Consider the following 14909-nt stretch of genomic DNA (forward strand, 5'->3'; position numbering starts at 1 on the left):
AATTTCAATTAACTTCGATTGGCGACACGATGGGACGAATGAAACAAAGAAAACGCAAGAAATCCAAACCGGCCCAACCAAGAAAGCGGATTCGCTGGAACTGGATGACATTGTTGGTGTATGTGCCTTTGGGGACTCTCGCGTTTGGAATCATCCTCGCTGCCCCTCTCATGCATGTTTGGGTGCATCCAGATATTTACCACGTTGCCACATTGGGCAGTGTCGTCGCGCTCATGGTTTATCTGTCCTACACTGCGTGGAAAGCCCAACAATGAAAACAGATCTGAAGAACAGCGACAGGAGAGAATCCCTCGTGCGAGCCGCCGCGGCTTTGGTGGCCATCTGCGTATTGCTGATCGGGCTGGTTGCAACAAATATCGCCGCAGAAAACCGGGCGACAAATCGCACGGAAGTGTCAACTGACACTGCAAAGTCAGAGGACGCATCCGAGTCAGACGAAACCAATCCGGGAGTCCCGTTCTCGCCGATCCTGTTGGAATTGGCTGTGATCATTGGCGTCGCGTCTGGGGACTCTCGCGTTTGGAATCATCCTCAGTGCCCCTTTCATGCATATTTGGGGACATCCAGATAGATACCACGTTGCCACATTGGGCAGTGTCGTCGCGCTCATGGCTTAATAAACGAGACAGAATGAACAACGAACGAACCAAGTTGATCCGTAGAGGCCGTAACGTTGAAATTGCAAGTCTGGTCTACAACATTGCGGAGGTGGCGATTTCGCTGACGGCGGGCTTCATGACCGGAAGTTCGGCACTCATCAGTTGGGGCGTCGACAGCATCATCGAAGGCAACTCCGCCGCGTTCATGATCTGGCGTCTTCACGGCGAGGTGGAAGGGATCAGTGATCGCGAAGTGCAGAAGCGAAGGAAGATTGCTTTGGGCGTTCTTTCGATTGCGTTTACCATCGCCGTCCTGTTTATCTGCTACGAAGCGATCAGCAAATTCATCAGCCAAGAGACCGCCACCATGTCATGGTGGGGGATTGGTATATTGCTCGTCAGTTTAGTAGTCAATCCGATGCTCGCGTGGGGCAAGTTCCACTACGGCAAAAAGACTGATTCGGCAACGCTGAAATACGACGCCATCGACACGATGATTTGCGAATATCAAACAATCGTCGTGTTGCTCGGCATTGGCTTGGTGCAGTGGCAAGGCTGGTGGTGGGCCGATCCGGTGGCCGCACTGTTGATCGTACCGTATGTAGCTTGGGAAGCCTTCGAGTCTGGTCGGGATGCGTGGGCGATCAAATTGGATCGCTCCGAGGAAAAGTGAGGAGAATAACGGCGTAGGCAATACGCTTCACCAGTTAGTTTGCAAGCTCTGGCGTCAAAATGCCAGCACGGCACCATCCATTGACTCTGACGGAGAGGTTTATCTGTCCTACACTGCGTGGAAAACCCAGCAATGAAAACAGATCCGAAGAACAGCGATAGGAGAGAATCCCTCATGCGAGCCGCCACGGCATTGGTGGCCATCTGCGTATTGCTGATCGGGCTGGTTGCAACAAATATCGCCGCAGAAAACCGGGCGACAAATCGTACGGAAGCGTCAACCGACACTGCAAAGCCAGAGGACGCATCCGCGCCAGACGAAACCAATCCGGAAGTCCCGTTCTCGCCAATCCTGTTGGAGTTGGCTGTGATCATTGGCATTGCGATGCTCGGTCGCTGGCTGGCGGAACGAGTTGGCCAATCCGCTGTACTGGGCGAGTTGTTGATCGGGGTATTGGTGGGCAATGTCGGCTTTTGGATAGGCATTCCCTTATTTACCTTGGTAATGCATTTGGGTGAGGCCCTGCCGCTGTTCAGCGAAGTCTGGTTGACTGGCCGTTCCGTGGCCGAAGCCGCAGGTGAGATTTTCACCCCAACCCAGTTGGCCGCAGACGGTAGCGGACGGCATCTGATCGAGATTATGACTGGGTCGGAGGGACCGCGTTATGTGGCCATGGTGTTCGCCCTGTGGATGTTTTCCAAACTGGGCGTGATCCTGTTGTTGTTCACAGTCGGCCTTGAGTCGCAAGTGGACGAGATGCTTAAGGTTGGCGCACGGGCTCTGTCCGTCGCGATTGTCGGGGTGCTGAGCCCTTTTTTGTTAGGGTTCTTGACCGGCTTATGGCTCTTGCCGGATGCCGGCATGACGGTCCATATCTTTCTGGCGGCCACGCTGTGCGCCACGAGCGTCGGTATCACGGCGCGCGTGTTTCGCGATCTGGGGCAGCTACAAACCCGCGATACCAAAATTATCATGGGCGCGGCCGTTATCGACGATGTGTTAGGGCTGATCCTGTTGGCAGTCGTTGTTGGCATTGCCTCGACCGGTCAGGTTGACGCCTGGGAAATTAGCCGAATTTCTCTGCTTTCGATCGGGTTTCTGGGCACCACACTTTGGCTTGGGGAAAAGCTCCTGGACCGGCTGGTGCCGTTCGTCGCGACTTTGGAAGAACATCATGTCAAACTGCTTTTCCCCTTGGCTTTCGCCTGCCTATTCGCCTGGGCGGCCAGCGCCATTGGACTGGCTCCGATTGTCGGCGCATTCGCGGCCGGCTTGATTCTGAATGAAGAACATTTCGAGCGGGATTCCCCTCAATCCACCATGCAAGCTCTCATCTCGCCCCTGGAACGGATCTTCGCGCCGGTCTTCTTCGTGTTAATGGGCATGCAAGTCAACCTGCAATCGTTCTTGGATCCAATGACCCTTTGGCTGGCATTGGCGTTCAGTGTAGTGGCCATCGTGGGGAAGCTGGCTTGCGGCTTGCCGGCCGGGAGAGATTCCGACCGCTTGGCGATTGGCTTGGGCATGGTCCCACGCGGCGAGGTCGGGCTGATTTTCGCCAGCATTGGCAAAAGTTTGGGGATCGTCAGTGGCTCCGTGTTTTCGGCTTTGGTCGTGATGGTTATTGTCACCACGCTCATGACACCCATCGCCCTCAAGTGGTCATTGTTTCGCAAACCGCAAGTCAATGGAACGGAGGTCGACAACCAATGACAGACGATCCGAATGGCCAGCAGCCAGACCGGCAAAAACTTCTCCGGCGTGGTCGTCGGATCGAGATGGTGAATCTCGCCTACAATGGCATGGAAGTGGTCGTCACCTTGATCGGGGGCTTCCTGGCGGGAAGTTCAGCCCTGATCGCATTTGGTTTGGACAGTGCCATCGAAGCGATCGCCGCATCGATGCTGATCTGGCGGTAATACAGTGAAGAACAAGGGGCCTCGGATGTGGTGGTGGGCCGACCCCGTCGCCGCCCTGCTGATAGTTCCGTATGTGCTTTGGCAGGACTGGGACGCCATTCATGAAGCCCGACCCTCGGACAGCAAAACGGACGAGACCTCATCTGCTAATACGTCCTCCTAATCGGCACCAAGGAAAAATCAGCATGTCACAAAAATTGCGACTGGATCTGGAAATGGTCTTACCGGATCTCCCGGATCAACGCGACCGTTGCGCGGAGCGTCTCAAAGCCGCTCTGCAAGATCGACTCGGCATCGAAGAGGTGCACTGGATGGAGGAGGACGATGAACATCCGCCTCGACTCTGCATTCATTATGCCCCCGAGCGATTCTCACTCGCGGACATCCGGCAACTCGCACAGCGAGTCGGAGCCGAATTGACGAATCGCTACGGGCATTTGCTGTTCGAGATCGAAAGCACTCATCCGCGGCGGGCACGCCTGCTGGAATCGCGGATCGGCCAGTTGACCGGCGTGCTTGAAGCCGCAGCCTCGGCGGAGGGTTTGCTACGTGTCGAATTTGAACGAGAGAAAACAGACGAGGCCCGTCTTCTCGCAGCGCTCCGCGATCTCGGGGTAAATGTGCACCGGACGCTGCGCGCCCCGCAGACCCACCGTGAGATGCCGCCTCCGGTGGGTGACGATTCTCACGAGTACGCTGATGAATCTCCCGATGAGAAGCACACCCACGAACACGAGCATAGCGGTCTGGTCGGCGAACGGACGGAACTGGCCTTCGCGGTTCTCTCCGGTCTACTGCTCGGTGTGGGTTGGTCCCTGGAAGTTGCCACGGCGGTCGAGCCGTGGATTTCGCTGAGCTGTTATTGGGGCGCCTTTTTCTGCGGCGGTTTCTTCACCGTCCGGGAAGCGATAGAGAACATCCGGGCCGGCCGGTTCGAAATTGATTTTCTGATGCTGGTGGCAGCGGGCGGAGCGGCGGCTTTGGGAAAGTGGTCTGAAGGGGCGTTGTTGTTGTTTCTCTTCAGCCTGGGCCACGCCTTGGAGCATTACGCAATGGGACGGGCTCGGCGGGCGATCGAGGCACTGGCGGAGTTGGCGCCCGAGACGGCCCGTGTCCGCCGCGACGGTCAGGTGCAAGATATTCCCGTTGCCGAGTTGCAACCGGGCGATGTGGTTATCGTCAAGCCGAACGAACGGTTGCCCGCCGATGGTTTCATCCTCAAGGGGACCGGCAGCGTCAATCAAGCCCCGATTACGGGTGAAAGTGTGCCGGTCGATAAACGCCCGGTGTCCGACCGCCAACAAGCCGCTCAGAATCCCGAACATTTGGACGCTGCGCATCGCGTGTTTGCCGCCACGATCAACCAAAGTGGAGCCTTGGAAGTTCAGGTCACCAAACGCGCCGCCGAGACGACTTTGGCCCGCGTAGTGCAATTGGTGAGCGAAGCGGAGACACAAAAATCGCCAACGCAACGCTTCACCGACCGCTTCGAACGATATTTCGTCCCCATCGTCCTGGCAGTGGTCGTGCTGCTGTTATTCGCGCCGCTGGTTCTCGACGAGACCTTTGCCACGTCGTTTTATCGCGCGATGGCCGTGCTAGTCGCAGCCAGTCCGTGTGCGTTGGCGATTTCGACGCCGAGTGCCGTGTTGAGCGGAGTCGCCCGGGCCGCACGGGGCGGCGTCCTCGTCAAAGGCGGAGCCCCGTTGGAAAGTCTGGGACGTCTGGACGCCGTCGCCTTCGATAAAACCGGCACCTTGACCGAAGGCGCGCCTCGGCTGACCGACGTCGTGCCCGCCAAGGGAGTCGCCGAGGCGGAGCTGCTCCGCATGGCAATCGCCGTGGAAGAACTCAGTGATCATCCCTTGGCGGCCGCGGTCGTCCGTGATGGCCGGAACCGCTTGGACCGGCAATCCCACAGCAGTGTTACGGTGCCTGAAGCCCACGAACTGCAAAGCATCACTGGTCGCGGCGTGCAAGCCGCAGTCGATGGTAAGCCGGTTTTCATCGGCAAGGACGATCTGTTTGCCGAGGTCGACGGTCCTTCGTTACCTGATCCGATACGGGCCACGGTCCACCAACTTGAAGCGGATGGTCGCACCACCATGATTGTCCGAGCGGGTGAACAATACCTGGGCGTCTTGGGGCTGATGGACACACCTCGCGAAGCTGCTGCCGGCACGATTCGCCGTTTGCGCGAACTGGGAATTCGGCGGATGATTATGATCTCCGGTGATAACCAACAGGTTGCTGACGCCGTTGCCCAGGAGGTTGGTCTCGACGAGGCATGGGGTGATCTGATGCCCGAGGACAAGGTCGAATCGATCCGTAAGTTGCGTCGGAAACAGGGCGTGGCCATGGTCGGTGACGGCGTGAACGACGCGCCGGCGATGGCCACCGCGTCGGTGGGAATTGCGATGGGTGCGGCCGGTTCCGACGTGGCTCTGGAAACCGCTGATGTGGCGTTAATGGCGGACGACTTAAACCGCCTCCCCTTCGCGATCGGCCTCAGTCGCCAGACGAGCCGCGTCATTCGACAAAACCTGTGGTTCAGTCTGGGCATGGTCGCCTTCCTGGTGCCCGCCACGATTCTAGGATTGCGGATTGGCGCCGCCGTCGCCTTTCATGAAGGCTCCACGCTGCTGGTGGTCTTCAATGCTTTACGTTTGTTGGTTTACAAAGATTCCTCTCACAATCAAGAAAGTTGAATCAATGGAAGCCAAACATATCGTTTTGGGACTGATCGAAGCCGTCGTCTGGTACTTTTTCCTTTGGTATTTGCTCGCAACGCTCAAGAAACCGGATCGCAATCTGTGGATCGCGGCCGCGGTCTTGTTGGGGCTGTTTTATCTCGGGTTCGTACTCTGCCCCTGGATTCGGCATACCGCGGCTTGGCAGCAACTCTCGTCCTAGCCCATACTGAGATTCTTCTCCAAGCGACAATCCGTAAGTAGATTCCTTTTGAGAGAGGCCGATTCCATGAACATTTTAATTATCGACACGGATCGTGAAGATGCCGAACGATTTGCCGAGTCCATCCCACGAGAGGGGAATGAGATCAAGCTCGCTCACTCGGAGCGAGAGGCGCAGGAAACCGTCCGTGGGTGGCAGCCGCAATGCGTTTTTGTAGAGGTAGGACGCTCCGAATTGGACGGGTATGCGGTGGCGAAGCAACTTCGTGAAGGTGCCAACATTTCAGAAGCGATCTTCGTTTCCATCAGTGAGTTCCCGCAGGATCACGCCCGCGAACAAGCGGCCGGTATTGACCGGCATCTTCGAAAACCCGTCAAGCCGCAAGATCTGCAAGCGATTATCCAATTCTGAATCGTAGCGGGTTGCAATAATGGATCGGGCCTTATTAGGAATCGAAATATGAACGGCGAAGTTCTGACGGTACTTGGACTGGCCCTGCTGCCCGCAGTGGGCAACTTCGGTGGCGGATTATTGGCCGAATGGCTGCAACCGTCGCAGACAACTTTGAACCGGACCTTACATGCCGCTGCCGGGATTATCCTGGCCGTGATTGCCATTGAAGTGATGCCGCAGGCACTCGAAGGAGCTTCGGCATGGCTGCTCGCCCTGGCATTCCTGGCGGGTGGGGGGCTATACCTGATAGTCGAAGCCGGAATCGAACGCTGGCAGCAAATGAAATCTGGCGGAGCTGGATCGGGAGCGTGGATGGTCTATGTCGCGGTCGCCACTGATCTGGTGGGCGATGGGTTGCTGATCGGTGCGGGATCGGCGGTGTCGAGTCAGTTGGCCCTGGTGTTGGCGTTGGGGCAGGTGTTGGCTGACATTCCCGAAGGATTCGCCGTGATTGCGAATTTTCGCGATCGAGGCGTAGGCCGGGCAAAGCGGTTGTTGATTTCCGCGTCTTTTGTGATCCCAGTTGTGGGAGCCGCTATTTTTGCCTTCTTCGCGTTGCGCGGACAAAGTGAAGCCATAAAGATGGCGGCGTTGGTCTTCGTTGCGGGGTTGTATACCCTGGCGGCTGTTGAAGACATGCTCCGCGAAGCCCATGAAAGCGCCGAAGACAGCCGTTGGTCGGCCATCAGCTTCCTAGGCGGCTTCGCGCTCTTTCTCGTTGTGGCCGAAGGGATCGGATAATCAACATCGAATGGAAACCACATGGATGTCGGAAATTCAAAAGAGATAATCGCAGCCCGAACACATGCCATCGGAGCCCGCGAGCATTTAGAACACTCGATTCCCGATACGAGACATGCCCGATCCGTTGTTTTAAGCTATGGAATTTTCTTTCTTTCGGGTGCGGCGGCGTTAATTTACGAGATCTCCTGGTCACGGCAGATTGGCTTGGTTTTGGGACAGACCGCTCACGCCGCCGCCGTGGTGCTGTCTGCGTACTTTGCCGGTTTGGCCTTTGGCTATTGGCTCGGAGGACGATGGGCAACGCGATTTTCACCATTGCGAGCCTACGGGATGGCGGAACTGTTTGCCGCGGGTTGGGCATGTCTGATTCCATCGATTCTTGCTGGGATGGCAACGCCTATGATTGCCAGATTTCTGGACGACTTCTCACACGACGTCCGGTTGATCGTGAGCGCTGTGATCTGCTTTTTTCTCCTCTTGCCAGCAACGGCCGCATTGGGCATGACGTTGCCCTTGATGGCGGAATTCCTTTCTCCCAAGTCGAGGTTTTCCACGAGACGAGTCTCGCTAGCCTATGCTCTGAATACCGCGGGAGCGGTTCTGGGCATAGGGTCAACATTCGTTTTGTTCATCTTAGTCGGTGTGCGAGGTAGTAGTTACTTGGCTGCCGGTTTGTCCGCCGGATGTGGTGCCGCGGCATGGGCGTTGGCAGTTTTTCGAGGCGACTCCCAGACCGATCGGGGACGCAAACCGCCCGCCACACCGAATACGGCACCATTGCGACCGCATCTTGCCCATTGGTGGAGCATTGTCTCAGGAGTATCCGGCTTCTGCACCCTGGCCTTGGAAGTCCTCTACATGCGGATGTTCTCGCTGGTATTTCACAATAGCACCTACACGTTTGGAGCGGTCGTCGCCATCTTCCTCGTGGCTTTGGCAATCGGATCGTTGGTGGTTTCCCTTTTGCATGATCGCCTTGAACGAAATGCAATTCTCGCTGTTTCCAGTGGTCTAGCCGCTGTCGGAATTCCCTTGTCTTGCATGCTTCTTTGGGAGCATACTCAGCTAGAATATTTTGGTCATGGGGATTCATTTACGACGTACTTACAGGATACCTTCGGACTCGTAGCTTTCCTGGTTTTACCGCCCGTCACCATGGCTGGCATGGTTCTACCAGCCGCGTGGAAATCTGCAGAAGATTCAGCAGAACGCGGGAGTCGTGTCCTAGGGCGCCTGGCGATGATCAATACGTTGGCCGCCGCGATAGGGGCAATCTCGGCCAGTTTCCTGTTCTTGCCGTTGCTGGGATTGTGGATGAGTTTTGCCGTCATTGCCGTGCTATTGGAATTGATAACTCTCGGTTCATTGCTTCGAGAACAGCGACGCGGCTGGGCATTGACCACAGCCGCTGTTAGCTTGGCTATTATCGGACTGGCCATGTCTCCGTTCGGTACAACACAGCCTTTAGCTAGCGAAGCGGGTGTTCGGGTTTTGCAGCGCTGGGAGTCCGCCTATGGCTGGATTGATGTCGTCCAAGACCGCCAGAACAGCCTACAGATTCGGCAGAACGTGCATTATCGACTCGGTGCCACCGGTCCGAACGCCGCACGCGAATATCGCCAAGCCCATCTGCCTCTGCTCTTGCATGAAAATCCACGCAACGTGTTGTTCCTCGGCTTGGGAACCGGGCTGACAGCCGGGGCTGCAGTGGGAGACAAAAGGGTGCAGCGGATTCAAGTGGTCGAGTTGATTCCCGAAGTCGTGGAGGCGGCGCAAATGCTGGGTCAGGAGAATTTTGACGTGGTCGACCATCCCAAGGTTACAATGCAGGTTGATGACGCCCGACATTATCTGTTCGCCACAGATCGCCGTTTTGATGTCATCGTTTCCGATTTGTTTGTGCCTTGGGAAAGTCGGACCGGATATCTCTACACGGTCGAGCATTATCGGATCGCCCGAGAACGGCTCCAAGAAAATGGGCTGTTTTGTCAATGGCTGCCGCTCTATCAGCTTGGTTCCGCGGAGCTGGAGTTGATCGCCGACAGTTTTGCCTCGATCTTTCCGCATACCACGCTTTGGTGGGGTCAGATGCAATCTCAACAAGCAATTGTGGCTCTAGTCGGCACGACCCAACCATTGGATTTCGACGCGACGCGACTCGATGCACAAATCATGGAGTTGCAATCGGCCAAACTCCTATCCGATCCATATTTCAACACGGCAGATCAACTTCGCGACCTGTGTATGGGACGTTGGACCATTCAGAATCCCCAACGATTGAATACCGACGAACATCCTCGAGTCGAGTTCTTTGCACCCATTTCGCATCGGAATGGCATAATGCTCCAAGGGGGCGTTTTGCGCAGCTATTATGATTGGGTGTTGTCCCAACTGGCCCTGCCTGGTTTTCGAGAGGTTCCCTCCGCAAAACATGTTTCACGCTCAGAAAAACAACGCCGCGCTGGGCAGCGTTTCGTGCTGTTTGGCGACACTCGCTCGACGTCACGTCAGCCATGACGTCGCTTTATGGTTTCTTCTGCATGCCGGGCATGGACATGTGAGGATTGCCAGGAACACTGGCTCCCCAGGGCACGTCTTCATTGGTTTCCATCACCCGATGATACAGGTCGTCCGGCAGCACGCGGACCACAGTCATCAGACCTTTGACGCCGATGTGCCAATTCTCCCGCATGCCTTTCACTTCTCGCCGGCCGAAGATTTTTTGCAGTTGCTCGGGCGAGAAACTTTTCGACTGCATCATCTGCGGCCAACCGGGAACTTCGGCGTTCTTGTTCTTTTTGGGATACGCCACGTCCGGTCGACTGGTCAGGCTTTCCTTGTACCGGGAGACTTCGACCTCGTCCCGAATTCGCGGACCGCTTTGCCGGACCATGTGGTTCATCATGTGATGCACCATGTGACAATGGAAAATCCAGTCGCCAGGGTTGAAGGCAATGAACTCGAAGTCCGTGGATTGGGCCACAGCGATCAAGGCGTTGTTTCGGGGAACCCAAGCTTCGGGCGGAATGCGTGTCCCTTCGTGACCGGTGATCCAGAAGGTGTGCCCATGCAAATGCACCGGATGGTGCTGCATGGGGCTGAAATCCATGATGCGAATCCGCACCCGTTCGCCGTGTTTGCAAACTAGCGGTGTGGTAAACGGACCGCTACGACCGTTGATCGTGTGCCAGTTCCAGTCCATACTCCACGAATCGCTAACGGTGTTCGCTGCATCAATTCGGAAGTTTTGGAAAATCAGTGCGAAGTCTCGATCCACCGGCGGATCGAACGCGACTTGAGGATGGATGATAAAGAATCCAATCATCCCAAAGGCTTCCTGCATCGGAAAGTGGGAATGGTAGAAAAAAGTTCCCGTTTGATGCAGATCGAATTCGTAGACGAACTTCTTGCCGGGCATGATCGGATCTTGCGTCACGCCCTGCACGCCATCGTACTGAACCGGCAATTCGAAACCGTGCCAATGCACAACGGTCATTTCTGGCAGGTTGTTGTGCACGACGACTCGGACTTTGTCCCCCTGGAACGCCTCGATCGTTGGCCCCGGCATGCTGCCGTTGAAACCGTAGACGTTCATGTGATTGCCTGGGAGAAACTCCCGCACGACCGGTTCGGCAACAAGGTGAAACTCCTTCCAGCCGTTCACCATTTTGTACGGCAACTTGGCCACATCGGGTGTTTCGACCGGCACGGGTTCGAGACCGCTTTTTCTTAGCCCCGGCACAAGTTTGCCCAAGTACGTGTCGCTGCCGGGAGGACCGCCGTAGCTGGGTTTGTAGCGAGAGAACTCTTGAAACTCTTTCGGAGTCTCCGAGATGAATTCGCTCTTTGTATCGGTTTTCGCAGCGGAGGCGGGCGAGTTGGACTCTTGCGATTCCGTCAGCGCCGGTCCGTCTTGAGCATGTCCGGCGGATGCCCCGGTAATCAGCCCCGCTGCCGCCGCGGTTCCACTTTTGATGAAGTCTCGCCGCGTGTTCGGCGATGGGTTGGGATCGGTCATCGGTATTCCTTTTCCGAAGTCCACCAGAACATGCGCCGGTGGTTCACTGGATGATCGGGTGAAATCCGTGGCGATTTATCGCGGCTTGGCAACCGCATCGAGGTGGCCAGGCGGTGTGACTTCCATCGGTGTGGACAAGCCACCGTGCAATAAGTACCCGGAGATCAGAACTTCCGATTCTCGCCAGGCAATCAAGTTCTGCACATAAGTCAGCCGCGACTGAAAGTAGGTTCGTTCGGCAGCGAGAACATCCAACCATCTCACCCGATCGGCTTCATACATATCAAGCAGCACTTCATAAGCCTTCCGGTTCTCAGGTATGACGACATCCTGATAATTCCTAGCATGCTGAAGAGCCGTCAGATAGTTCCGGTAGACGCCATAGAGTTCCTGCCGCAATCGCAGTTCAGTTCGCTGGACTTCCGCCCGTTGCCGAACCAAGTCGGCCTCGGCCTGCTTGACGGTGCCTTGATTCCAGTCCCACAACGGAACTTCCATTTGGATTTGAGCCGTGGCGGTCGTCTCCAAAGCTTCAAAGTTGTAACCCGTGCCGGCGGAAGCCACGATGTTCGGAATCGGCTGAACTTCTTCCCGTCTGAGCGTGACGACATCCGCTCGCAATTTCGCCTGAGCTGCCTTGACTTCGGGACTTTCAGTCAACAGCCGTTCCAATGCGAGATCAAATTCGATCGGCTCCAATTGTCCCGCCAAATCCCCTTCCAACGGAGCTGGCAACTGATCGACACCGGTAAGCACCATCAATGTGCCAAAGGTTTCGCGGTAGTCGTTCTCGGCCATCAAGAATTTCAAGCGTTGCTCTTGCAGCAGAGCATTGACGCGATGCACTTCCGATCGCGGATGATAACCGAGGTTGTATCCTTCCCGCACCGTGACGAGTTGATCCTCGGCGTTCTTGAGCAACTCCTGCTGAATTTCGACGATTTCCTGCCGACCAAGCGTGCGGAAGAAGTGCAATCGCACATCGTTGAGCACACGGTACTCCTGAGCCATCGCCAGCCATTCGGCAACATGCACCCGTTCGAGGTATTTCGAACGACTGAGGTCGAGCTTGTCGGCCGTCACAAATTCCTGTTGAACAATAGCTCCCTGAAATTCGCCAGGCGTATCGGTGTCTGCCATGCTGTCGACGCCGATTTGCTCGCCGACGTAAAACACCTGCGGATTCGGCCACAATCCGGCTTGGATCGCTTTTCCGAACGTCGCATCGACTTGCGCTTTGGCTTGGATCAAAGTCGGATTGTTCCCACAAGCCAAGCCTTCGAGGGCTTCCAGTGTGAGCGACGAGCCGGTGGGACCAGTTTGTCCGGTTTCGATCGCCAATTCAGCGTCGGGTGTGGGCGGAATCGGCGGCGGTTCGGTGAAACGGTTTCCAACGCCCGGTTGCAACTCCGGTGACGGGACGGGAGCCGGAACCGGCACTCCTGGGGCTTTCTTCTCAACGACCGGGTTGTTTCCTGGCCCCGGTTGCAGCGGAGTGTTCTGAGCGATTTCCGCTGAGGCCAAGTCCACTTTCGCAGTTCCTGAGGACTTCTGAGCATCGCGAGACAACGAGGAACTGGCAGTCGGCGGTGTCGCTGGAGGCAGGGCACAGCCACCCCCGATGACAGCGAGCAGTCCCGCTGAGACAAGTCGTATCTTCCAACGTGGCATTCTTACCCCCGGTATCCGTAATACCTTGTGCTGTTGCTCGTCCCATCTGCGAGCCGGGCTCCGTCCGCCACACCGCATCATCGCCACAATCGGTGCATCTCAAGCGAATGCCGCCATCATTTTTATCGACATGACCGCTTCACTTGCTCACGCCAAGGATATGCAATTTGATGGATTGACAAGATCGCACACGCAAGAGCTATTCGGCACGCACTGCCTGGCAAGACTGGGTAAACTTTGACGGTTTTAATGGGTCTATGGTCGCCACAAAGTTGGTCTGACCTGCGGAACGCACCTGCTTGGCACGATCGCTCCAGAAACGTTGGGATGCAATTCCTGAAAGCGATTGGTCGACGTGCTTACTATCACCGTAGTCAGAAATAAATTTAGCGGGAGACTTGAATGCAAATCCAACGATTCCTCGGCGGGCTGGTATTGATAGTTCTTACAGGGACCTCGTCGGCATTCGGCGGCGACTGGTTCAGCTGGCATGCCAAGAACCATTACGGCACCTGCGATCCGTGCCCGGAGGACGTCTGGGAGGACATGCGCGAAGACGTCTACGGCGACGATACCCTGGAGAAGATCTACCACGACCCGCACAACCTATTTCACCTGGGCGAGGGCTCCTGGAACTGCCGCGGTTGGCGTTATGCACCGTTACACTACAGCCAACTCCGCCCGACCGTCCTCACGCCGCACACGCCTTTTGCGGGTTCTTCCTGGTATCAAGGCGTCCCGGTCGGTCGACGCGACAAAACTCCACTCGCCGGTGGAGCCGGAGAATACGATAAATCCGAACGCGTCCCCTAACCTTGGGAACCGGCGGGTTCGATCAGCGCAGATTGCCAACATCAGTAGGGTTGATTGCCACTGCATCGGACTTTTCGTTTGTTTCGGTCGATCGGAAAAGAGGGCCGTCGCGAGCACTCATATAGAGGAGAAGCATACTCGCTTTGCCTCATTCACGTTGGATGGTTTCCGTGTCTACTTCCAAGGCTATGAATCCGTCGATGTCCACTCCTGGTCAAGCATATCAGTCGATCTCCGGAAATCACCCATTCGTGTAAAAAATAACACTCCTCGAAACAACCTCGACAGATGGATGCCATCCGCGAAAGTCGAAGGCATGAAGAGTAGTGATTGTCAGGTCACCACCGTCTGCGGTGAGATTCCAGCAAAGCTACAGGGACGACAATCAGGGCAACACTCCTCAGACTTCAAATCCGTATGAACGAGGCGACGTTCTACAGAGACCAATTCTCTCAACCTATTTGAAAGGAATGTATGCGTAGTCTTCCATTTGCAGATTGATATTCACAGTTGCCGCAGACACCGCCACCTTCACTTCGGGAGCGACTTCACTTGTGGCGTAGCCGTGGTGGGCGAGTGCCTGCCCACAAACCTAGAGATCCACGCCCGCCTTCTTCAATTGTTTGATCAGATCAAGGTTTGGGTTCTTTGTCTTTCCCAAATCGGTTTTATAGGAATCAGCGTGTTTGGCGTACCCCGCGTGCGAGAGAGCGGTTTTCGTGGCGGGACCATGCAGGATGACAGCCATCTTTAGTCCATGGTCAGCTTCGGCTTCGGCTTCGGTATACTGGTTGAGAATCAAAGCCCCTCGGTCGCAACCGAGGAGCACGCTGCCTTCCATCTTATCTGACGTGATGTCAAGAATCACCTTGGGGTCCTTCTTTGGTTGGTGGGCCGCTTCCGGCAGGACCACGATTCCGCCGTGGTCCTTGACGACGGGATGTTGGTATTCCGGTTCTCTTGTGGGATCGGCGGCGTTCGCACTCGTGGCGAGCAAAATCAATATTGTGGTGGTCACTGTAGAAATTTTGACACTTCTCGCTAATCGCCACCGCGTTTGAATTGGTATAGACACAGAAAAGCCT

The 14909-nt window shown here is 56.0% G+C and carries 14 protein-coding genes; 11 read left to right on the forward strand and 3 right to left on the reverse strand.

The window, feature by feature from the left end; all coding sequences use genetic code 11:
- Window positions 1-38 precede the first annotated feature (38 nt).
- From AC5DDB_RS20135 to AC5DDB_RS20180, 10 genes are all read left to right on the forward strand, one after another.
- Window positions 39-275: a hypothetical protein gene (locus AC5DDB_RS20135; RefSeq protein ID WP_491741558.1), complete on the forward strand. Its 237-nt coding sequence runs from the start codon at window positions 39-41 to the stop codon at window positions 273-275.
- Window positions 272-592, forward strand: coding sequence for a hypothetical protein (locus AC5DDB_RS20140; protein ID WP_491741559.1), 321 nt, complete (start codon window positions 272-274; stop codon window positions 590-592). Before AC5DDB_RS20135 ends, AC5DDB_RS20140 begins: the two co-directional genes overlap by 4 nt.
- A gap of 59 nt (window positions 593-651) precedes the next feature.
- Window positions 652-1293 carry a cation diffusion facilitator family transporter gene (locus AC5DDB_RS20145; RefSeq protein WP_491741560.1) on the forward strand — a complete coding sequence of 214 codons (642 nt, stop codon included), beginning with the start codon at window positions 652-654 and terminating at the stop codon, window positions 1291-1293.
- A gap of 132 nt (window positions 1294-1425) precedes the next feature.
- Window positions 1426-3006 (forward strand): cation:proton antiporter, encoded by a 1581-nt coding sequence (locus AC5DDB_RS20150; RefSeq protein ID WP_491741561.1) that lies wholly within the window; start codon window positions 1426-1428, stop codon window positions 3004-3006.
- Complete coding sequence (locus AC5DDB_RS20155; RefSeq protein WP_491741562.1) at window positions 3003-3212, forward strand: hypothetical protein; 210 nt, start codon at window positions 3003-3005, stop codon at window positions 3210-3212. The genes AC5DDB_RS20150 and AC5DDB_RS20155 overlap by 4 nt, the downstream gene beginning before the upstream one ends.
- A 185-nt stretch (window positions 3213-3397) precedes the next feature.
- On the forward strand, window positions 3398-5920 hold the full coding sequence (locus tag AC5DDB_RS20160; protein ID WP_491741563.1) for a heavy metal translocating P-type ATPase: 2523 nt from the start codon (window positions 3398-3400) through the stop codon (window positions 5918-5920).
- Window positions 5921-5924: 4 nt separating this feature from the next.
- Window positions 5925-6125: a hypothetical protein gene (locus tag AC5DDB_RS20165; protein WP_491741564.1), complete on the forward strand. Its 201-nt coding sequence runs from the start codon at window positions 5925-5927 to the stop codon at window positions 6123-6125.
- Between the two features lie 66 nt (window positions 6126-6191).
- On the forward strand, window positions 6192-6536 hold the full coding sequence (locus tag AC5DDB_RS20170; protein ID WP_491741565.1) for a response regulator: 345 nt from the start codon (window positions 6192-6194) through the stop codon (window positions 6534-6536).
- Between the two features lie 48 nt (window positions 6537-6584).
- Window positions 6585-7319: a ZIP family metal transporter gene (locus AC5DDB_RS20175; RefSeq protein WP_491741566.1), complete on the forward strand. Its 735-nt coding sequence runs from the start codon at window positions 6585-6587 to the stop codon at window positions 7317-7319.
- A gap of 21 nt (window positions 7320-7340) precedes the next feature.
- A complete protein-coding gene (locus AC5DDB_RS20180; RefSeq protein ID WP_491741567.1) occupies window positions 7341-9839 on the forward strand; it encodes a fused MFS/spermidine synthase in 2499 nt (832 codons plus the stop codon).
- Between the two features lie 7 nt (window positions 9840-9846).
- On the opposite strand, the gene AC5DDB_RS20185 is transcribed toward AC5DDB_RS20180, so the two are convergent.
- On the reverse strand, window positions 9847-11340 hold the full coding sequence (locus tag AC5DDB_RS20185) for a copper oxidase (protein WP_491741568.1): 1494 nt from the start codon (window positions 11338-11340) through the stop codon (window positions 9847-9849).
- Between the two features lie 75 nt (window positions 11341-11415).
- The gene (locus tag AC5DDB_RS20190; protein WP_491741569.1) at window positions 11416-13011 is read right to left on the reverse strand and encodes a TolC family protein; all 1596 of its coding nucleotides are present in this window, start codon (window positions 13009-13011) and stop codon (window positions 11416-11418) included.
- Window positions 13012-13413: 402 nt separating this feature from the next.
- Here AC5DDB_RS20190 and AC5DDB_RS20195 point away from each other — a divergent pair, with 402 nt between their 5' ends.
- Complete coding sequence (locus AC5DDB_RS20195; RefSeq protein ID WP_491741570.1) at window positions 13414-13824, forward strand: hypothetical protein; 411 nt, start codon at window positions 13414-13416, stop codon at window positions 13822-13824.
- Between the two features lie 592 nt (window positions 13825-14416).
- Here the strand turns inward: AC5DDB_RS20195 and AC5DDB_RS20200 are convergent.
- Window positions 14417-14909: hypothetical protein (locus AC5DDB_RS20200; protein ID WP_491741571.1), on the reverse strand; the 493-nt coding region annotated here is incomplete at its 5' end.

The organism is Thalassoroseus sp. (assembly GCF_984380535.1).